Genomic DNA, 18,558 nt, shown 5'->3' with positions numbered 1-18,558 from the left:
GACTGCTCATCTAAATTTTTAATGCCGCTTTTTATCTATGGAAAACCTGGACACACTCATAGAACAAGTTGAATTGCTGATAGACACCGAAGACAATACTGCCCTGTATGACATGCTGGAAGAATTGAATATATCGGATGTCAAGGAACTGATTGATGAACTTCCGGAGTTTGGTCCCAGGTTTATAGAAATGCTCCCGATCAGCAGGTCTGTACATGTATTCCGCATCCTGGACTTCCCGGTACAGGAGCGTATTATCAAAAAATTATCCGGCGCTAAAATAAGCGAGCTCATCAACGAGCTGCCACCGGATGACCGTACCTCTTTCTTCAGCGAACTGCATGGCGATGTAGTGAAAAAGATGATCATCCTGCTGCCCGCCGAAGACCGCAAAGAGGCCCTGGCCCTGCTCGGATACAACGAGAACAGCGTGGGCAGGCTGATGACCCCCGATTATGTAGCCGTAAAAAAACACTGGAATGTAGCGCAGGTACTGCAACATATACGCCGCTACGGAGTAAACTCCGAAACCATCGATGTGATCTATGTGATCGGCGACAAAGGCGAACTGCTCGATGACCTCCGTATCCGGAAAGTGCTGCTGGCAGCGCCGGAGACGATGGTAAGCGAGCTGACCGATGACCGCCTGATCGCCCTCAATGCCAACGATCCGCAGGAAGAAGCCATCGAGATGTTCCGGATGAACAACCGCGTGGCGCTGCCGGTAACCGACGACCAGTATATATTGCTGGGCATCGTTACGGTAGATGATATCCTGTGGCTGGCTAAAGAAGAATATACGGAAGATATCCAGAAGATCGGTGGTACCGAAGCCCTGGACGAACCCTATCTCGATACCTCTATATTTAACCTGGTAAAAAAACGCGTAGGCTGGCTGGCCATCCTGATGATCGGCGAAATGCTGACGGCCACGGCCATGGGCTTTTTCGAAGACCAGATCCATAAAGCCACCGTACTGGCACTGTTTATTCCCCTGATCATTTCCTGCGGCGGCAACAGCGGCTCGCAGGCTTCTACCCTGATCATCCAGGCCATGGCCCTGGGCGAGGTTACCCTTCGCGACTGGTGGCGGGTAATGCGCCGCGAGATCATTTCGGGCTTCCTCCTGGGCGTATGCTTAGGCCTGGTGGGCTTCCTGAGGATATTTGTATGGCATATGATCGCCCCCAATGTATACGGCGAACACTGGCTGATGATTGCCGGTACGATCAGTATATCGCTGGTATTCGTGGTGCTCTGGGGTTCGCTTACCGGCTCTATGCTGCCCATTATCCTGAAGAAACTGGGCGCCGACCCGGCCACATCATCCGCGCCCTTTGTAGCGACGCTGGTAGACGTAACCGGGCTGCTGATCTATTTCAGCTTTGCCGTACTGTTTATGCGGGGTGTACTGCTCTAAATAAAGCGCCGGTTAGCGTTCAAACTTGCGGCCGGTTACTTTAACGAAGTTGAAATCCAGGTTCCTGGGCCCCTGTGGTGTCTTACCGCTGATGGTGGCCTTCATCGTATTGTTCTTGGGAAACCGGTAGATGATCTGCTGGGGAAAATCGTGCTGCTCATTTTCGAAAGTGAACGTGCGTTTTTCTTTTTTGATCAGCGTAAAGGCAACGGGCTCCTCGTCGTTTTGTCCTGCCGTAGTTACAATATACCGGATCGCACCCGAGCTGTATACCAGTTGTACCGTTTCGGCAAGCTCTTGTTTCTTGTCCTTATTGATGTAAAAAGACCGGCCTTCCATTAAGGTGTCGTTTTTGGGCGTCCATATCTCCAGGTATTGTTTATCTTTCGAAAGGTCGGCTATCCATATGCCCCTTGTAGCCCTCAGGGCCCTGAAGTCCTCGCGCGTCCATTTCTGGGCGGTCGCGAACTTTGCCGATGCCATCAGCAGGCAGACGACCAGGATTTGCTTTTTCATGATTATGCGGATTATGTGTTTAACATACGAATATACACAGATTAGCCGGATACAACGATTTAAACGGGGAATAGGCGTTACCTTTGCGCCAATTTTTTCGCATTATGGATACTAAAGTTTTAAACCGCTTTTGCCTGGTAGCGCTTATCGAAGGCATTTCGTACCTCGTACTGCTGGGTATCGCTATGCCGCTCAAATACCTGGCCAATATGGAGTCGGCCGTTAAGTACCCGGGATGGGCGCATGGCGTATTGTTCGTGCTGTACATCTTCTTCCTGCTGCAGGCCTGGGTAACCTATAAATGGAGTATCGGCAAGGTAGCCCTTATTTTCCTGGCATCGCTGTTACCATTCGCACCCTTCATTGTCGAGAAAAGATTAAAGCGGGAAGCAGCCGAAAAAAATGCGGCAGCCGCCAACCGCAAAGCCACACTATGAGATATTTCCTGGAAGTAAGTTACGATGGCTGCGCCTTTCATGGCAGCCAGCTGCAGGGTACGCTCAGCACGGTACAGTACGCGATCAATAATGCCCTGTCTACCCTGCTGCGCAGGCCGGTAGAGACCTTTGGCGCCAGCCGTACCGACGAGGGTGTGCATGCCCTGAGCAATTTTTACCATTTTGACGAAGAGCAGGAACTGCATCCGCATTTCCGCTATAAAATGAATGCCATCTTACCCGTGGCCATTTCGATAAAACATATCTATACCTGTTCCAAACCGGAGGGCAATGCCCGCTTCGATGCCACCAGCAGGCGTTACCGCTACCGCATCTACGCCGATAAAAACCCCTTCCTGCATCAGCGCGCGCTGTTCTATCCTTTCAAGATAGACACGGGTATCCTGAACGAAACGGCAAAGGCCCTGTTCGACTATAAAAACTTCGAAACCTTTTCGAAACGCAATACCCAGTCGTTTACTTTTTTCTGCACCATATTCCAGTCTTACTGGGAGCAGCAGGGCGAAGAACTGCACTATATCGTAGAGGCCAACCGTTTCCTGAGGGGTATGGTACGCGGCCTGGTAGGCACACAATTGCAGGTAGCCCGGGGAAAGACTACGCTCGACGGTTTTCATAAAATTATACAGGCGCAGGACTGTACCCTCGCCGATTTCAGTGTAACCGGCCACGGGCTTTACCTCGAGGCCGTTAATTACCCGGAAGGTTACCTGGTCGAAAGAAAAGACAACCGGTAACTCCGAACCTAACTAAAAACAAAGCCTTGCCCATCGATGGCAAGGCTTTTTTGTATGTCGATCCCGGGCCGGAACCCTGGTCTGGATTTGTATTTCCCCGAAGTCTTACACGCTACCTGCCCGGAAAAAATTCGTCGAGGCCTTCCCGCGAAGTGAGTTGCCGCAGGCCCAGTATACCATCGATCAGTACAAAAGCCAGGCAGTACAGTTTGTGCCCGTCCTGTACTTCCGAAAGTACCACCCGGGGCAGTGTGGCCGGGGCAGCAAGCCGCTCGCGGGCGCCGGCTTCGGGTAACAGCGATGCAAACACAGCGGCCTGTTCCCCCTCGGCAGGCAACCAGGCACCTTCGATATACCACATATCCCGCGACAGGTTTTCGAGGAGGCCTATTGTATTGCCTTCCCAAATGACATGATAACGCTCTTTCATAAGCTGCGATATAAAAAACCATGCCTGCTGTGGCATGGTTTCCTGTTTTAATAAAAACTGTTCAGGTAAGGATATCGTTCTTCATAAAGCCCTTTCACTTTTTCCAGGATGGTTTCGCGCAACCGGTCGATATTGGACCTTTCGGTTGCGGATACGAATATGGCATTGCCATGGGTCAGGTTATCCCAGCGCCGGTGCAGTTGCCTGAGCAGGTCTTCTTTCACCTCTTCTTCCAGCCATTCGTCGAAGGTGCGCTCGGCATACTGGTCCATTTTATTAAAGATCATCAGGATGGGCTTGTCAAAGGCCCCGATGTCCTGCAGGGTGCTGTTGACCACGCCGATCTGGTCTTCGTACTGCGGATGCGACACATCGACCACATGCAGCAGGATATCGGCCTCCCGCACCTCGTCGAGGGTAGACTTAAAGCTTTCGACCAGGTGGTGGGGCAGTTTGCGGATAAAGCCCACGGTATCGCTCAGCAGGAAGGGCGTTTTTTCAAACACCACCTTGCGGGTCGTCGTTTCGAGGGTGGCAAAGAGTTTGTTTTCTGCAAATACGTCCGACTTGCTCAGTACCTGCATCAGCGTGCTTTTGCCCACATTCGTATAGCCCACCAGCGCTACGCGGATAAAGGTACCGCGCTCCTTACGCTGGGTAGAAGCCTGTTTGTCGATCTCGCCCAGGCGTTTGCGCAGCAGGGCGATCTTATCTTTTACGATACGGCGGTCGGTCTCGATCTCGGTTTCCCCCGGGCCACGCGAACCGATACCGCCCCCCTGGCGCTCCAGGTGACTCCACATTCCCTTAAGCCGGGGCAGGATGTACTGGTATTGCGCCAGCTCCACCTGGGTTTTGGCCTGTGCGGTCTTAGCCCTGCGGGCAAAAATATCGAGGATCAGATCCGAACGGTCGATCGTTTTTACTTTCAGTTCTTTTTCGATATTGGCGATCTGCGAGCCCGTAAGCTCGTCGTCGAAAATAACAAGGGTAACCTGGTGGCGGATCACGTATTGCCGGATCTCTTCGAGTTTTCCCTTACCCACAAAGGTGCGCCGGTCGGGATGGGGCAACCTTTGGTAAAAACTTTTAACAGCGGTAGCCCCGGCTGTTTCGGCAAGAAAAGCAAGCTCATCCAGGTATTCCAAAGCCTGGGCTTCTTTTACGTCTTTCTGTATGAGGCCCACCAGCACTGCTTTCTCCTCGTTACCGATTATATTTTTGTTCTCAATCACAAATACAAATTCAATTTTAGGTATACAAAGGTACAACTCCCTTTTTACTCGCGCTTCATTTCGTAGCGGAGCAGGACGACACTTACCAGGCCCATCACGCTGCAACCCGCTACCAGCAAGTAAAAGGGCGTGAGTAATCCGTGCAGGAAATGATACAGCCCAAAGCCCAGCAGCCCGAAACCCAACAGTTTCCCTATCCAGTTCTTAAGCGGCACCAGTTGCGTCATGGGTTGCCCCAGCAGCCGTGCAGAAAAGTAGAGGTAGAAGATAACCTGCACATAAGTGCTGAGCACAAAGCTCAATGCGATGCCCGCCAGGCCCAGCCAGCGATACAGCGGGTACATAATGGCAATAGCCACGATATAATCGAGCACTACGCCGATATTGATGAGCCGGCCCCGGTGATAGTTTTGCAGGATAGTGGTATTGCTATAGGCCCTCACCGGCAGTATCAGCACCGAACAAAGAAAGATCGGGATCGCACCGGCATATTTATCGGAGAAGGCAACGGTAATAAACTCGGCCCTGAAAAAAAGCAGGAAGAAAAATACAGGATAGGCAATACAGGACAACAGGCGCCCCGCCTGGCGCATCAATGCCGCCTTCTCGCGCCGCCCCGTGGTATAACTTAACTGCATCAGCGTGGCATTGCTGACCGCGCTGAGCGCCAGCGGCACAAACGGAATATTGACCGTGCCATTGATATACACTGCAGCGGTACCCGCCGTAAGCAACAGCGACACGATAAACTTATCGAGCCATTGGATCAGCATATTGGAAAGGTCGTAAAAACCCAGGTGCAACCACAGGCTGAATGTTTTTTTAGATTTAAAGGAGGCCGGATCCCCTACCGGCGGCCGGCGCAGGAAGCTGAAAGCCGCCCAAAGCAGCAGCAGCAGCTTGCCATACACAACCGGCAGGAGCCAGAGCAGCAGGCGGTCCATACTGAACCCTTTGTCGTATGCCATAAGGCTAACCCCCACATAAAGCAACGCGTACAGGAAACCGCTCAGCAACAACAGTTTGAACTGTTTGGCTACCATCAGCACGGACTCCAACAGCACGCCTGCCGTATAGGCAATAAAAAACAGGAAGGGAATATACCCGCTACGGGCAAGGGCTGCCGGGCTGCCACAGGTAAGCCCCGCAAATACACCCGCGATCAATAACAACAAGGCGAGATAGGCATAGTAATACCTGGGCCTGATGCTCCGTACCAGGTAGCGCAGCTCGTCGCCGGTATAGGTAAACAGCAGCAGGCCGATACCCAGCCCGGCCAGGGTGGAGGTAATCGTCAGGTTAACGATAAAACCCAGGTACTGCCCATTATCCTCCTGGCTGAGCTGATGCGAAAAAAAAACCATAACGACCAGGCTGGCCAGAGTGCTGAACAGCCGGATCGCAAATATGCGGAATGAATTACCGAACAAGGATTTATTTCCTGCCTGTATGCTCAGAGTCTATTTTGTTTAAAATGCGCCGTGGCGGCGGAGCCCGGGCAACGCCGGGATAAATGTAGGGATAAAACAGCGAATAAAACGAACGGATATACCTGTTCCATACGAAAGTATATCCGTTCGCCGGGTCCTGGAGACCGTATCGTTACTTGCTTATTTGCTCTTCAGGATGGAAATGCCACCGCAGGCTTCGGGCTGGCCTTTCACTTTCTGAGACAGGACAATGATATAGTTACCGGTATAGGGCGCAGCAAAACTTTCGGACAACCGGTTGCTACCGCCTTGTTTCACTTTTTTATTGATCAGCTTCTTGCGGTCTTTATCGATCAGGGTAAGGTTGTATTGCTGAAAATCTTTACTGGCGAGGAAATTGATCTGGTACATTTTGCCCTGTTCCATATTGAGTTGTACCGGCACATAGGAACCGGATGGCATGCTCATGGAATTGAACATGATCACGCTGAAGCCCTGCTGTTCGAATGATTTGTCGAGCGACACCAGCTCTGCATGCATTACTTTATCGGTACAGCTGCTTACGCTCTGCTCCTGTTGGGCAAAAGCGGTAGAGGAAATAACGGCGGTAAAGAAGGCCAGTACTATTTTGTTGCGCATATGTTGATCGTTAGATTTATAGTTGCGAAAATAGGTCTTAAAACCGGATTAAAATCCTAAAATTATTTGTGCCGAAAGTTGCAATTGCAACGATTGTGCCCCTGCACAGCGGGCATTTAAAATCCAGTACCTTTGCCGCATGGCAGGCATTTACCTTCATATTCCTTTTTGCAAACAGGCTTGTAATTATTGCAACTTCCACTTTTCCACTTCGCTCCGACAGAAAGATGATATGCTGGCTGCCCTGAGCCGGGAAATGGCGCTGCGGCAGGACTACCTGCAACAACAGGAGATCAGTACGGTATACTGGGGCGGTGGCACCCCTTCCCTGCTCTCTTCGTCGGAGCTGATGCAACTCTGGGATAAAATGACCCGCAGCTTTAACCTCGATGCCCCCGGCGAAGTAACGCTGGAAGCCAATCCCGACAACCTTTCCCCGGCTTACCTGAAAGCCCTGGCCGGTACGCCGGTCAATCGCCTGAGTATCGGTATCCAATCGTTTCGCGAAGAAGACCTGCGGTATATGAACCGCGCCCATACGGCACAGGAGGCCGACTATGCCGTAAAAGCCGCGCAGGATGCGGGGTTCGAAAACATCAGTATCGACCTCATCTACGGTACGCCAACGATGAACGACCAGCAATGGAAGGAGAATATACACTACGCCCTGGGCCTGGGCGTGCCGCATATATCGTCGTACGCCCTTACGGTAGAGCCGCGCACCGCCCTGGCCCACGCCATAGAAAAAGGCCGGTCGGTTGAGCCCGACAACGAACAGGCGGCCACGCAGTTCGAGCTCCTGATGGACGCCCTGACCGGAGCAGGTTATGATCACTACGAAATATCGAATTTTGCCCTGCCGGGCAGGTATGCCGTGCACAATACCAATTACTGGCGCGGCGCGCATTACATCGGCCTGGGCCCTTCGGCGCACTCGTTCGATGGCGGCAGCCGCCAGTGGAATGTAGCCAATAACGCGCTTTACCTGAAACAGGTACTGACCGATAGCCATGTACCGGCAGAAAGAGAGGAGCTTAGTTTTGAAGACCGGCTGAACGAGTACCTGATGACCTCGCTGCGTACCATGTGGGGTACAGACCTGGCCTTGCTGGCAAAGGATTTCGGCAGCGATGTAGCCGCCGATATTACCGAACGCAGCGCAGCTTACCGCGACAAGGGATGCATGCTCCTGCAGGACGGCCACCTGGTGCTTACCCCGGCGGGGAAACTGCTGGCCGACCGTATTGCCTCCGAACTGTTTTACGACAAAAAATAGCCCTTTGCCGGCCGTTACAGCAGACAAAGGGCTGAATATCTTAACAGGAACGGCGCCTTTTAGCGCAGGTCGCAATCCTCAACGGTAGTGATACCGCCGATATTGGTCGTATTGGATTTGCCCTTGCAGGCGCTTTCCGCGCTCTTTTTGGTATCGGTAATGGAATAATCCCTCGTAGTAGGCGCAGGCAGGCCCGGCTGGCCGGTACTGGTAATGGTACACTGGCAGGTATACTCCCTGGTGCAGGAAGTGGCAGCAAACAACACAAACAAGGCCGCAAACGCGGTAAGAACAGATGTCGAACGTTTCTTCATCGAATAGAATTTACAGGGTAGAACGCTCAAAGATAATCAACGACTTTTATATTTCCAATCCCCCGGGACAATAACCTGCCCTGCTTATTGCCGTTAAAAACAACTGTCTGAATCCGTAATTCCTTTCCTACCTTTACGGGATGACAGTGATTCCCCCTCAGTCTGCGATCGAAAACCTGGAGCTGATCGCCCGCCAGGTGGTCGAAGGCTTTATCATAGGGCTGCATAAAAGCCCCTTTCATGGCTTTTCGGTAGAGTTTGCGGAGCACCGGCTGTACAACAGCGGCGACAACCTCAAGTATGTCGACTGGAAAGTGTTTGGCCGCAACGACCGTATGTTCGTAAAAAAATTCGAGGAGGAGACCAATCTCCGCTGCTGTATCGCTATCGATACCTCTTCGTCCATGTTTTTCCCGGGAGAGGGACTGAGCAAGCTGCATTATTCCTGCGTGGCCGCCGCCTGCCTGTTGCATTTATTTAAAAAACAGCTGGATGCCGGTTCGCTGGCCCTGTTCGACGAAAGCCTGAACGAGCTTACGGCGGCACGGTCGGGTGTACGGCATTACCGTATGCTGATGAATGAACTGGAAAAACTGTTGCAGCTCCAGGATCCGCACCGGCAAACCCGGGCCGCTGCGGCCCTGCACCAGGTGGCCGAAAGGGTGCACCAGCGGTCGCTGATCATCGTGTTCAGCGATATGCCCGACGACCCGGAGCAGAACGATGCCCTGTTCGATGCGCTGCAGCACCTGCGGTACAACAAGCACGAGGTACTGCTGTTCCATGTGGTGGACGGCCGCCGGGAGCTCGATTTCGATTTCGAAAACAGGCCCTACGAGTTTGTCGATATGGAAACGAATGAAACCCTGAAGCTCAACCCTTCAGATATAAAAGAAGAATATATTAAAAGAATGACGGCTTACCGTACCCGCCTGGCCAACCAATGTTTGCAGTATCATATCGACATGGTTACCTGCGATATGCGCGAGCCGGTGGAGCAGGTTTTGCACCGTTACCTGATAAAGAGAAATAAAATGATGTAAATTTAAATTTTTAAGCTACCTTTGCAGCCCGAAATTTGTTTTGAAAATTGCCTGACATGAAACATCATCGTGAATTTGAAATACCCTGGTTGGGCTTGAAGGAGGGCGTACACGAATACAAGTACGAACTCGACGACCGGGTAATAGAGGAGCTGGGGCATGAACATCCTGATTTTGACAACCTGAAGGTTACCGTAGACCTCACTTTTGATAAAAAAAGCAGCTTTTTCCTGTTGCATTTTGATATCGACGGTACGGTAGACGTGGCCTGCGACCGTTGCGGAGATCCATTCTCGATGCGGTTGTGGGATGAATTTGACCTGGTGGTAAAACTTACAGGCAATACGGAAGACGACGAGGAGAAAGAAGAAGACGAAGCCGATGTTGCCTTTATCCCGCGCAGCGAGACCATTCTCGACGTATCGGGCTGGGTGTACGAGTTTATTATGCTGAGCATGCCGCTGCAGCATATCCACCCGGACAAAGAGGACGGCACACCGGGCTGTAACCCGGAGGCGCTGAAACTCCTCGAAAAAATGAGAGCCCCGGAAGGCCCTAAAAAAAGCCTCTGGAGCGGACTGGACCAGTTCAAAGATTTAGATTCCACAGAGGGCCAGAATTAACCGGAACTCTGTTTTATAGTGTAAATTGTTTTTAATTTTTAATTTTTAATCTTTAAGTCATGCCTAATCCTAAACGCCGCCATTCGCAGCAAAGAGGCGCTAAACGTCGTACGCACTACAAAGCGGTAGCAAATACCATTAGCACAGACGCAGTAACCGGAGAAGCTCACGTACGTCACCGCGCACATTGGAGCGAAGGAAAATTATTCTACAAAGGAAAACTTGTTATCGACAATACTCCTAAAGAAGATACAGGAACAGCCGAATAATGTAAACTTAATAGCCGGTAATTTGTTATTCTTAATAACTTGCCGGCAATTTCCTTTTCTTCAATTTTCTACCGGGCAGTATACTACATGAATATAGGGATTGATATTATGGGTGGTGATTACGCCCCCGAAGAAGCAATCAAAGGCGTTATATCCTATTTGAAGTCAATTTCAGACCAAGAAGAGGATATTCATTTCGTATTAATCGGCAATCCGGATATTGCAGGTCCGTACCTGGCTGCGCTGGAGCAATGGGAGGGAAGTTATACCCTTATCCCATCGGCCAGCGTTATCGGTATGCACGAGCACCCGACCAAAGCCTTAAAGGAAAAACAGGATTCCAGCATTGCGATTGGGTTCGGTTTATTACAGATGGGCAAGATCGATGCCTTTATCGGTGCAGGCAATACCGGCGCAATGCTGGTAGGCGCCATGTATACCGTTAAGGCTATTCCCGGAGTGCTGCGTCCTACGATCGCCTCTCCTATACCTAAGTTGAATGGCCGGTATAATTTCCTGCTGGACGTAGGCGCTAATGCCGACTGTAAACCCGAACATCTTGTTCAGTTTGCAGTAATGGGATCGCTGTATGCCAAACACGTACTCGACCTGGATAACCCCAGGGTAGCCCTGCTCAACCTGGGCGAAGAGGAAGGTAAAGGCAATATACTGGCCCAGGCTACCTATCCCCTGCTGAAGCAGCATAGCGGTATTAACTTTACCGGCAATGTTGAGGGACGCGACCTGTTCCTGGATAACTCCGATGTGATCGTATGTGAAGGTTTTACCGGCAATGTAGCCCTTAAAATCGCCGAATCGGTATACCATATTTTCGCGGAGCAGAAAAAGATACAGGATCCATTCCTCGACCAGTTTAATTTCGAGATCTATGGCGGTACGCCCATCCTGGGTGTTAATGCCCCGGTGCTGATCGGCCACGGTATTTCCAACCAGCCGGCCTTCAAATCCATGATCGAAAATGCGGTGAAACTCGTAAAGTCCAACTTTACGCAGATTTTGCACAACCATTTTGCAGAAAAAGCAGAAGCCTGATCCGGGCCGATGTACTGATAAAAATAACCCGGGGGCTGTAGAACCGATGTTCATACAGCCCCCGGGCTTTTGCAGTTACAATTCTTTCTGCATCAGGTAATCATTCATAAAATACCCGTTGCCGATGTCTATATCCTCCTCGGCAATCACGCTGAAACCGCGGCTTTGGTAAAAACCAAGTGCCTTGTTGAAACGGTTTACATTCAATAACAGGTGCTGCTGTCCCGCTTCGCGGGCGCGGGTAGCCACGTCTTCGAGCAATAACTTGCCGGCGCCTTTACCCTGCATGTCGGGTAACAGGTAAATTTTATGTAATTTACAAGCAGTACTTCCCTTATAATTACATTCGAAAGCTGCGAATCCTACCGGGCGTGCATCTTCGTATATAAGCAGGAATACCTGCCCTTCGCGGAACTGTTCGGTTAAAACGGGGGCGGCATACATACGGTCGAGCATGTATTCGCTTTGTTCGGGAGTCAGGATCGCTGCATAAGTTGCATACCATATAGGCGGGATCAGATCCTGGATAATATTGATATCGGCCAGTTCGGCCAGTCTGATGGTTAGTGGCATAGGGCAAAGATAGGCAAACCGGGATAGCTGTTCTTCATACGATTATCACCTTACTGTAAAAAGGATATAGCGGACGGATGAAAAACATTTTTCATTTTTCCGCGTTACTATAGGAACCAATACCAGCATTATCCATTGCCCGAAAACGAATAAATTATGGCCCTGAAACAAGAAGGCAGACTCAAGACATTAAAAACGCGGTATAAACGTATTCCGAAATGGGTAAGGGTAATCATCATCGTGCTGGTGAGCCTGCTGCTGTTGCTGGTAATGGCCTGGTTTGCCCTGGCCTGGTATATCAGCAGTCATAAAAAGGAGTTGCTCGCCAAGATCACTACCAGTGTAAGCGACAATATAGACGGCAACTTCCATATCGAAGACATGGAGCCTGCCATGCTCAAAGGCTTTCCCAATGTATCGGTACGGCTCAAAGGCGTATCGCTGAGCGATAGCCTCTATAGCAGCCATAAGAAAAACCTGATCGAGCTGAAATCGGTTTATGTAAAGCTGAACGTGTTGTCGTTACTGACCAAACACCCGGAAGTGATGAAGGTAACCATTGCCGACGGCTCCATCTACCTCTTTACCGACAAAAACGGCTACAGCAATACCTACCTGCTGAAGAAGAAGAACCCGCAACAAAAACAGGGCAAGGGCAAGCAGGTAGAGATCAATCAATTCGGGATCGAAAACGTCACCTTCACCTTTGATCATTTTGAACGGGACAAACAATTTAAGGTGAGCTTCCGGGAGATGAACGGTAAGATCCAGAACAAGGGCGATGTGATGGATATTATGGCCGAAACAGATGCCCATGTGCACCAGCTGGCCTTTAACCTGGCGCGGGGCGGCTTTGTAAAGGACAAGGACCTCGACGGCAACCTGCATATCCTTTTCAACCGCAAAACGAAAGACCTGCAATTACCGAAACAAACCGTAGCCTTCGACGGCACGGATATCAAAGTAGGCTGTATGTTTCATTTCGGGCATAAACCGGCCGATTATACCATCGATATCGACGCTCCGTCCATAGGCTTCCGCGAGAGCGCCTCCTACCTGTCGCGCCATATTGCGCAAAAGCTCGACAGCTTTGACCTGGAGCGCAATTTTGCCGTGCAGGTTACGGTAAACGGTTCCTTCCAATACCCCGATACCCCGCTGATCTTCGCCCGCTGGCAGGCGCATAACAATGTGCTGCTGTCTACTTTCGGTAAAATGGAAGAGACCGATCTCAAAGGCGAATTTTACAACAACTACGTGGCCGGCAAAGGGCTCGGCGACGACAACTCGGCGATCACGATTACCGGGTTGCAGTCGACCTTCTCGGGCATCCGCTTCCGGGCCGACTCGATCGTGGTGTATGGCCTTATTAACCCGCTGATGAAGCTGAAGCTGGTATCGCAATTCCCGGTAGAGCGGCTAAGCGCAGTGCTGGACAACACCTTTGCATTTAAAGGCGGACAGGCCGATGTACAACTCGATTACACCGGCCCCATCCTGTCTACGGATACCTTCCGCCATTCGATGTTTGGACATATACGGCTTAAGGATGTGGCGCTTACCTATGTACCGCGCGACCTGGCGTTCCAGAAATGTAACGTCAATATTGAGTTCCTGGGCAACGACCTGATGCTGCACAATACCACCCTGTCGTCGCGTAACAGCAGTATTAAAATAGACGGCACGGCGCGCAATTTCATGAATGTATACTTCCTCGACCCCGGCCGGGTCAACTTCGACTGGAATATAGCCAGCAACCTGATTGACCTGAATGAATTTAAAAGCTTCCTGGCGCCGCGGAAGAAAAAGACCACAAGCCGTAAAAAGCAAAATCATAAAGTTGCGCGTATAGCCGACCGCCTCCAGCAGCTGCTTGAAAAAAGCAGTATGAACCTGCATGTGAATGTAAACCGGCTTACCTACCGGCATTTCGAAGCGCAGCGTATTAAAGCCGATGTAGACCTTACCCAGGATGCCATTCAACTGCACAATGTAAGCCTGCAACATGCCGGGGGCACTCTTACCCTGGATGCTGGCATCAACCAGCAAAACCCGGGTAATCCCTTCCAGCTTAAAGCGAAAATCAACAGCGTGGAAGTCAACAAACTGTTTTACGCCTTCGAAAACTTTGGCGTAGAGGCCCTGAACAGCAATAACCTGCAGGGGTCGCTCTCGGCCGACATCAATATAGCCGGCGGCATGCTGGAGAGCGGCGCCATCATCAAAAACTCCATGAACGGTAAAGTATCGTTCCTGCTGACCAATGGCGCCCTGGTGAACTTTGCGCCCCTGATGTCGATCCAGAAATTTGCCTTTAAGAAAAGAAACCTGTCCAATATCACCTTCAAAACCCTGAAAAACGAACTGAACATCAATAAGGGCAAGATCAATATCGACCCGATGGAAATAGAATCCAGCGCGATCAGGATGACCGTACAGGGTGTATATGCATTCGATAAGGGCACGGATATCAGCCTGGCCATCCCGCTGCGTAACCCTAAAAAGGATGAAGAACTGATTGCACAGGGCCGCGAGCCGAAAAAGAAAAAGGGCATTATCATTTATCTCCGGGCTATGGACGGCGACGACGGTAAAGTAAAAATAAGCTGGGATCCGTTTAAGAAAGGCGTGAAAGACGAACAGGAAGAGCCTATGTTCAACGAAGAGGAAGAGGCAGACAGCAGCCGCTGACCGCCCTAGAAGTTGTCCTGGTAAGCCTTTCGCCGGGTAAGTTTCAGGTCCTGTAGTACCGCGGCCTTTACCTGCAGGGTAAAGTGGAAACTACGGTATGTGCCGAACGGCACAAGGTTAAGGCTCATCTGCCAGCAATGCAGGTCGCGGCTGATATCGATCTGCGTATAACCGATATCCACTTTCGTAAAACTCTGGAACGAAAAACCGCTGTTTACGTTCAGCTTCCAGCGTTCGGTTAGATTGAAACCGCCGTTAAAGGTCAGGTTGGGCCGGAATACGACCGTATCGGCAAGACCATTGTCCCGGCGCACCCGGTTACCGGTAACCCCCGCATTGATATTCAGGTTCCAGGGAATGTTGAAATCATAATAGTCGTCGTAGCCGCCATTGCCCAGCAGTCGCTTGGCTTCACCATCCTTACCGGTGGCTTTGTCCTGCTCCTCCTTGTTTTTCTTTTTCCCCGACAGGGTTACCCCCACAGCCACACTACCGCCGGTAAAGGCCATCAGGCCGCCACCGGTATTGACCAGGTATTCGCGGGTAAGGCGGGTGCCATTATACCGGTAGGGATCAAAAACGGCATTGGCCGATACGTTAAAGATCTGCAGGATCGACGTGCGGAACGCCGCGGTAATATTGGACATCTTATTGGAATCGGCAAACAGGTTATACGAACCGTTGATACTGAGTCCATCGATCAGCGAAATATTTTTGGTATTGTTACCCCCCGTAGAATCCTTGGTCCGCACCTTCATTTGCAGGGTATTCTGCAACCCGAAGTTGACCGAACCCTGGTTAAAGCGGTTTTGTGGCCCGCCGAAAGGCGTGTTGTAATAAGGCGATTCGTAGGTAGTCAGCGCATTTTTGGCCAACTGGGTTTCGTAAAAATAGTTATACGGCGATTTCGCAAAACCGGGAATATAACTTAAGCCTACGGTCGGCGTCAACACATGGCGGATACCGGCTATCTTTCCTCTTTTAAACATCTTCATACCATACACCCGGGTACTGAGCGAGGTATTGACCGAAAAATCGCGTGTGGCAAAAAAACCGGTCTTTAAGGTAGAATCGAGGTGGTCGGTAGCCGGATTATAACTCCGGTAAAGAGCTTTGGTATTCCAGTATTCGTTATACGGCACGTTAATATTCCAGGTGAAGTAGCGGAATACATTGTAGTTTGCCTGCAGGGAGGCAGTGTGTTTAATAGCGTTGTCGAAGTCGTTAAACGCAATATTGTTCAGCGCAAGGGAAGTGTCGTAGAAGTTCCAGCGGTTGGCAAGGCCCACCGAGTAGGACGCCGATATTTTTTCGTACCAGCGCGGCGTGCCCACCATGTTCTTGCGTTGAAAGGGCGAGAACTGGCCCAGGTTAAAATTCATCTCCGGCAACCCTACGGTAACCAGGCGCGACAGCGTATTCTGGCTGTGCCTTAGTGATACGTTAAGCGAGTAAGGTTTGCCCACCCAGGATTTGGAATAGGAAATAGAGGAGGAGTAGGTATTGTTCAGTACCGTAGACGCCGTAAGCCCGTTTAACTGGTTATAGGTACTTGTACCCACATTGACCGAGGCACTGAACGAGGTACCCGGTCTCGACCGGGGATCGACCTGGTGGCTCCAGGTAATCTGGAAATCCTTACTGATACTCGATTCAGGGTCATACACCTCGCCGGTTTTGCGATAGGCATAGTTCAGCGCAAGGCTGCCGGTATACTGGTACCGTTTATTGTACTGTGCGGTGGAGAAAAAGCCCCAGCTGCCTTTCGAGAAGATATCAAACTGTGTAATGACGCCGAGATAATCGTTTACCGCGAAATAATAACCGCCCCGCTGTAAACCCAGCCCGCGGTTTTCTTCGATGGTATAGGTAGGCATAATAAAGCCCGATCGCTCGCCCTGCTTGATCGGGAACATCCCGAAGGGCAGGAAGAGCGGCGTAGGCACATCCATGATCTCCAGGTTGGCCGGTCCCGATGCAATAACCCTGCCGGGGATCACCTTGATCTTTTTGGCCCGGATACCGAAGTGCGGATGATCGAGGTTACAGGTGGTATACAAACTGTGGAAACCATAAATACTCTCATCGGCGTTCCGTTTGATCTGTTCGCTGATTACGAACCCTTCGCCGTATTGCGAGCGGGCATTCCGTACCACGGCCCGTTTACTCTTGAAATTGTATTTAAGGGTATCGTAGGTAAAGGTTTCGGTGCCCTGTTTGAATTCCTGCTGGGAGGTCTTTTTCCCGGTGGAATCCACATCGGGTTCCGCCAGCAGTGTATTGATCTTCTGGTTAAAGATCAGTTTGCCCGACTTAACGGACACATCCTGGAAACCCGCTTCCGCGGCGCCGTACAGGTAGAACATATTATGCTCCATATCCAACACGGCCGAATCCCGGGCCGAGGTCCTGACGGCGGCGGGCAAGGCATCGGGCGCAATTTTGATACCCAGTTTTTTCTCTTTGCTTTCGACACTGGCGGTATCCGGCGGGCTGGCCATGGTATCGGCCTTTGCCGCAGCAGAGTCGGCTACCCGCACCGGGGCAGCAGTGGTGTCCCTTTTATCCCGGGCCTGTGCATGCGACTGTACCGGACAGACCCATACAAAAACAGCCACCATTATACATAACAGGCGGCTTGCAGCAAAAGAATAAAAATTAAGGATTCCCGGTAGGTTCATTTATTTTTGCAAAAATAGGGTATACTTTTTTGACATTTCCCTGTATTTTTTAAACGAAAGTTTTAATAAAAATTCTATTTTGCACGTTCCCGCCATTTAAACTGGGAAACCTTTAAAATATTACATTTTCGAGCCGCTTTTTTGCATAAGCGCGAACAAATATCAAAAGATGACAGCATTCCCTCTCCGTTATATCAGATTATCCTGTTCTTTCCTTTTCCTTATACTTATATTCACCGGCACACACCGTTTGTTTGCCCAATCTAAAAAAACGGTAAAGAAGATTGTGCTGGATGCCGGGCACGGTGGTAAAGATCCCGGCGCAAGGGGTAAGATGTCCAATGAAAAAGACCTGACCCTGGGTGTCGTGCTTAAACTGGGCCGTATCTTAAAAGACAGCCTGCCCCAGCTCCAGGTTGTATACACCCGCAATACCGATGTATTTATCGAACTGAAAGAAAGGGGCAATATTGCCAACAGGGCATCGGCCGACCTTTTCCTGTCGGTACACGTGAATTCTACCGCCGGCCGCCGCGAACATGTACAGGTAGGCTCCCGTACCGTGGGTAAAGGCAGGAGAAAAAGAAAAGTGCCGGTATACAAAACCATCATACACCGCGAAACCGCCACCAATGGTACCGAAACCTATGTGCTGGGTCTGAGCCGTAACGCGGAAAAAGAAAAGGCAATAGGCGAATACGGCGAAACCGTGAGCGACGAACCCGGCCTGCTGGATGAGAGCGATCCGACAACAGCTATGATCGTTGCCCAATACTCCCAGGCCTTCCTGAGCAAAAGCGTCAACTTTGCCAGCAAGATCCAGAGCAATTATACCCGTACTGGGCGCAACGACCTTGGTGTGAAGCAAATGAGCCTGCAGGTGCTGGCCAATAGCGCCATGCCCGGCGTGCTTACCGAGATCGGCTTTATCAATAACGAAACAGAAGAAGAGTTCCTGAACTCGGAGTCCGGCCAGCAACAGATCGCGATGGCCCTGTTCCGTGCTATCCGTTCGTATAAATACGATATCGAAAAATAACACCAGGATACCATACCGGCAAAAATAAAAAGGGGCGGGAAGCATGATTGCTTCCCGCCCTTTATGTTATTAGATATTAGATATTAGATATTAGATATGAGATGTTAGATATTAGATATTAGATATTAGAT

General features: G+C 50.6%; 18 protein-coding genes. 10 read left to right on the top strand and 8 right to left on the bottom strand.

The genetic code is table 11. The annotated features are described in order from the left end of the window. Nucleotides 1–37: 37 nt before the first annotated feature. The gene (gene mgtE, locus B0I18_RS06415; RefSeq protein ID WP_106521804.1) at nucleotides 38–1,420 is read left to right on the top strand and encodes a magnesium transporter; all 1,383 of its coding nucleotides are present in this window, start codon (nucleotides 38–40) and stop codon (nucleotides 1,418–1,420) included. A 12-nt stretch (nucleotides 1,421–1,432) separates the two neighbouring features. On the opposite strand, the gene B0I18_RS06410 is transcribed toward mgtE, so the two are convergent. Then, nucleotides 1,433–1,936 carry a DUF6265 family protein gene (locus B0I18_RS06410; RefSeq protein WP_106521803.1) on the bottom strand — a complete coding sequence of 168 codons (504 nt, stop codon included), beginning with the start codon at nucleotides 1,934–1,936 and terminating at the stop codon, nucleotides 1,433–1,435. Between the two features lie 104 nt (nucleotides 1,937–2,040). Here B0I18_RS06410 and B0I18_RS06405 point away from each other — a divergent pair, with 104 nt between their 5' ends. Continuing rightward, nucleotides 2,041–2,373 carry a DUF3817 domain-containing protein gene (locus B0I18_RS06405; RefSeq protein WP_106521802.1) on the top strand — a complete coding sequence of 111 codons (333 nt, stop codon included), beginning with the start codon at nucleotides 2,041–2,043 and terminating at the stop codon, nucleotides 2,371–2,373. After that, entirely contained in the window at nucleotides 2,370–3,131 is a 762-nt protein-coding gene (locus B0I18_RS06400; RefSeq protein WP_106521801.1) for a tRNA pseudouridine synthase A, read from the top strand. The genes B0I18_RS06405 and B0I18_RS06400 overlap by 4 nt, the downstream gene beginning before the upstream one ends. A gap of 112 nt (nucleotides 3,132–3,243) precedes the next feature. Here B0I18_RS06400 and B0I18_RS06395 read toward each other — a convergent pair whose 3' ends face one another. The 4 genes from B0I18_RS06395 to B0I18_RS06380 form a co-directional block, all read right to left on the bottom strand. Beyond that, nucleotides 3,244–3,597 carry a hypothetical protein gene (locus B0I18_RS06395; protein ID WP_106521800.1) on the bottom strand — a complete coding sequence of 118 codons (354 nt, stop codon included), beginning with the start codon at nucleotides 3,595–3,597 and terminating at the stop codon, nucleotides 3,244–3,246. An 11-nt stretch (nucleotides 3,598–3,608) separates the two neighbouring features. Continuing rightward, nucleotides 3,609–4,796 (bottom strand): GTPase HflX, encoded by a 1,188-nt coding sequence (gene hflX, locus B0I18_RS06390; protein WP_106522058.1) that lies wholly within the window; start codon nucleotides 4,794–4,796, stop codon nucleotides 3,609–3,611. 44 nt (nucleotides 4,797–4,840) lie between these two features. Next, on the bottom strand, nucleotides 4,841–6,226 hold the full coding sequence (locus B0I18_RS06385) for an MATE family efflux transporter (RefSeq protein ID WP_106521799.1): 1,386 nt from the start codon (nucleotides 6,224–6,226) through the stop codon (nucleotides 4,841–4,843). Nucleotides 6,227–6,406: 180 nt separating this feature from the next. Continuing rightward, a complete protein-coding gene (locus B0I18_RS06380; protein ID WP_106521798.1) occupies nucleotides 6,407–6,865 on the bottom strand; it encodes a hypothetical protein in 459 nt (152 codons plus the stop codon). Between the two features lie 139 nt (nucleotides 6,866–7,004). Here B0I18_RS06380 and hemW point away from each other — a divergent pair, with 139 nt between their 5' ends. Then, nucleotides 7,005–8,141 carry a radical SAM family heme chaperone HemW gene (gene hemW / locus B0I18_RS06375; protein ID WP_106521797.1) on the top strand — a complete coding sequence of 379 codons (1,137 nt, stop codon included), beginning with the start codon at nucleotides 7,005–7,007 and terminating at the stop codon, nucleotides 8,139–8,141. A 59-nt stretch (nucleotides 8,142–8,200) separates the two neighbouring features. Here the strand turns inward: hemW and B0I18_RS06370 are convergent, their stop codons facing one another. Then, on the bottom strand, nucleotides 8,201–8,455 hold the full coding sequence (locus B0I18_RS06370) for a hypothetical protein (protein ID WP_106521796.1): 255 nt from the start codon (nucleotides 8,453–8,455) through the stop codon (nucleotides 8,201–8,203). Nucleotides 8,456–8,595: 140 nt separating this feature from the next. Here B0I18_RS06370 and B0I18_RS06365 point away from each other — a divergent pair, with 140 nt between their 5' ends. The 4 genes from B0I18_RS06365 (at nucleotide 8,596) to plsX (ending at nucleotide 11,443) form a co-directional block, all read left to right on the top strand. Beyond that, on the top strand, nucleotides 8,596–9,498 hold the full coding sequence (locus B0I18_RS06365; RefSeq protein ID WP_106521795.1) for a DUF58 domain-containing protein: 903 nt from the start codon (nucleotides 8,596–8,598) through the stop codon (nucleotides 9,496–9,498). A gap of 56 nt (nucleotides 9,499–9,554) precedes the next feature. Then, nucleotides 9,555–10,121, top strand: a complete 567-nt coding sequence (locus B0I18_RS06360) for a YceD family protein (protein WP_106521794.1) — start codon at nucleotides 9,555–9,557, stop codon at nucleotides 10,119–10,121. Between the two features lie 59 nt (nucleotides 10,122–10,180). Next, the gene (rpmF, locus tag B0I18_RS06355) at nucleotides 10,181–10,390 is read left to right on the top strand and encodes a 50S ribosomal protein L32 (protein WP_106521793.1); all 210 of its coding nucleotides are present in this window, start codon (nucleotides 10,181–10,183) and stop codon (nucleotides 10,388–10,390) included. Between the two features lie 87 nt (nucleotides 10,391–10,477). Beyond that, nucleotides 10,478–11,443: a phosphate acyltransferase PlsX gene (gene plsX, locus B0I18_RS06350; protein ID WP_106521792.1), complete on the top strand. Its 966-nt coding sequence runs from the start codon at nucleotides 10,478–10,480 to the stop codon at nucleotides 11,441–11,443. 75 nt (nucleotides 11,444–11,518) lie between these two features. On the opposite strand, the gene B0I18_RS06345 is transcribed toward plsX, so the two are convergent. Then, entirely contained in the window at nucleotides 11,519–12,016 is a 498-nt protein-coding gene (locus B0I18_RS06345) for a GNAT family N-acetyltransferase (RefSeq protein WP_106521791.1), read from the bottom strand. A gap of 156 nt (nucleotides 12,017–12,172) precedes the next feature. Between B0I18_RS06345 and B0I18_RS06340 the strand changes: the two genes are divergently transcribed. Next, nucleotides 12,173–14,707 (top strand): AsmA family protein, encoded by a 2,535-nt coding sequence (locus B0I18_RS06340; protein ID WP_106521790.1) that lies wholly within the window; start codon nucleotides 12,173–12,175, stop codon nucleotides 14,705–14,707. A 5-nt stretch (nucleotides 14,708–14,712) separates the two neighbouring features. Here B0I18_RS06340 and B0I18_RS06335 read toward each other — a convergent pair whose 3' ends face one another. Next, nucleotides 14,713–17,388, bottom strand: a complete 2,676-nt coding sequence (locus B0I18_RS06335) for a putative LPS assembly protein LptD (RefSeq protein WP_106521789.1) — start codon at nucleotides 17,386–17,388, stop codon at nucleotides 14,713–14,715. Nucleotides 17,389–17,557: 169 nt separating this feature from the next. Between B0I18_RS06335 and B0I18_RS06330 the strand changes: the two genes are divergently transcribed. After that, nucleotides 17,558–18,427 (top strand): N-acetylmuramoyl-L-alanine amidase family protein, encoded by an 870-nt coding sequence (locus B0I18_RS06330; protein ID WP_106521788.1) that lies wholly within the window; start codon nucleotides 17,558–17,560, stop codon nucleotides 18,425–18,427. The last annotated feature ends 131 nt before the right edge of the window (nucleotides 18,428–18,558 follow it).

Source organism: Taibaiella chishuiensis (assembly GCF_003014535.1).
GTDB classification, from domain to species: domain Bacteria; phylum Bacteroidota; class Bacteroidia; order Chitinophagales; family Chitinophagaceae; genus Taibaiella; species Taibaiella chishuiensis.
The sequence above is the reverse complement of the archived record's forward strand: the minus strand, read 5'-3'. Positions and strand labels throughout refer to the sequence as shown.

What these genes read in the sequence shown, in the direction of transcription:
- mgtE (WP_106521804.1), top strand. Translation starts at nt 38, where the DNA reads ATGGAAAACCTGGACACACTCATAGAACAAGTTGAATTGCTGATAGAC.
- B0I18_RS06410 (WP_106521803.1), bottom strand. Translation starts at nt 1,936, where the DNA reads ATGAAAAAGCAAATCCTGGTCGTCTGCCTGCTGATGGCATCGGCAAAG.
- B0I18_RS06405 (WP_106521802.1), top strand. Translation starts at nt 2,041, where the DNA reads ATGGATACTAAAGTTTTAAACCGCTTTTGCCTGGTAGCGCTTATCGAA.
- B0I18_RS06400 (WP_106521801.1), top strand. Translation starts at nt 2,370, where the DNA reads ATGAGATATTTCCTGGAAGTAAGTTACGATGGCTGCGCCTTTCATGGC.
- B0I18_RS06395 (WP_106521800.1), bottom strand. Translation starts at nt 3,597, where the DNA reads ATGCCACAGCAGGCATGGTTTTTTATATCGCAGCTTATGAAAGAGCGT.
- B0I18_RS06380 (WP_106521798.1), bottom strand. Translation starts at nt 6,865, where the DNA reads ATGCGCAACAAAATAGTACTGGCCTTCTTTACCGCCGTTATTTCCTCT.
- hemW (WP_106521797.1), top strand. Translation starts at nt 7,005, where the DNA reads ATGGCAGGCATTTACCTTCATATTCCTTTTTGCAAACAGGCTTGTAAT.
- B0I18_RS06370 (WP_106521796.1), bottom strand. Translation starts at nt 8,455, where the DNA reads ATGAAGAAACGTTCGACATCTGTTCTTACCGCGTTTGCGGCCTTGTTT.
- B0I18_RS06365 (WP_106521795.1), top strand. Translation starts at nt 8,596, where the DNA reads ATGACAGTGATTCCCCCTCAGTCTGCGATCGAAAACCTGGAGCTGATC.
- B0I18_RS06360 (WP_106521794.1), top strand. Translation starts at nt 9,555, where the DNA reads ATGAAACATCATCGTGAATTTGAAATACCCTGGTTGGGCTTGAAGGAG.
- rpmF (WP_106521793.1), top strand. Translation starts at nt 10,181, where the DNA reads ATGCCTAATCCTAAACGCCGCCATTCGCAGCAAAGAGGCGCTAAACGT.
- plsX (WP_106521792.1), top strand. Translation starts at nt 10,478, where the DNA reads ATGAATATAGGGATTGATATTATGGGTGGTGATTACGCCCCCGAAGAA.
- B0I18_RS06345 (WP_106521791.1), bottom strand. Translation starts at nt 12,016, where the DNA reads ATGCCACTAACCATCAGACTGGCCGAACTGGCCGATATCAATATTATC.
- B0I18_RS06340 (WP_106521790.1), top strand. Translation starts at nt 12,173, where the DNA reads ATGGCCCTGAAACAAGAAGGCAGACTCAAGACATTAAAAACGCGGTAT.
- B0I18_RS06335 (WP_106521789.1), bottom strand. Translation starts at nt 17,388, where the DNA reads ATGAACCTACCGGGAATCCTTAATTTTTATTCTTTTGCTGCAAGCCGC.
- B0I18_RS06330 (WP_106521788.1), top strand. Translation starts at nt 17,558, where the DNA reads ATGACAGCATTCCCTCTCCGTTATATCAGATTATCCTGTTCTTTCCTT.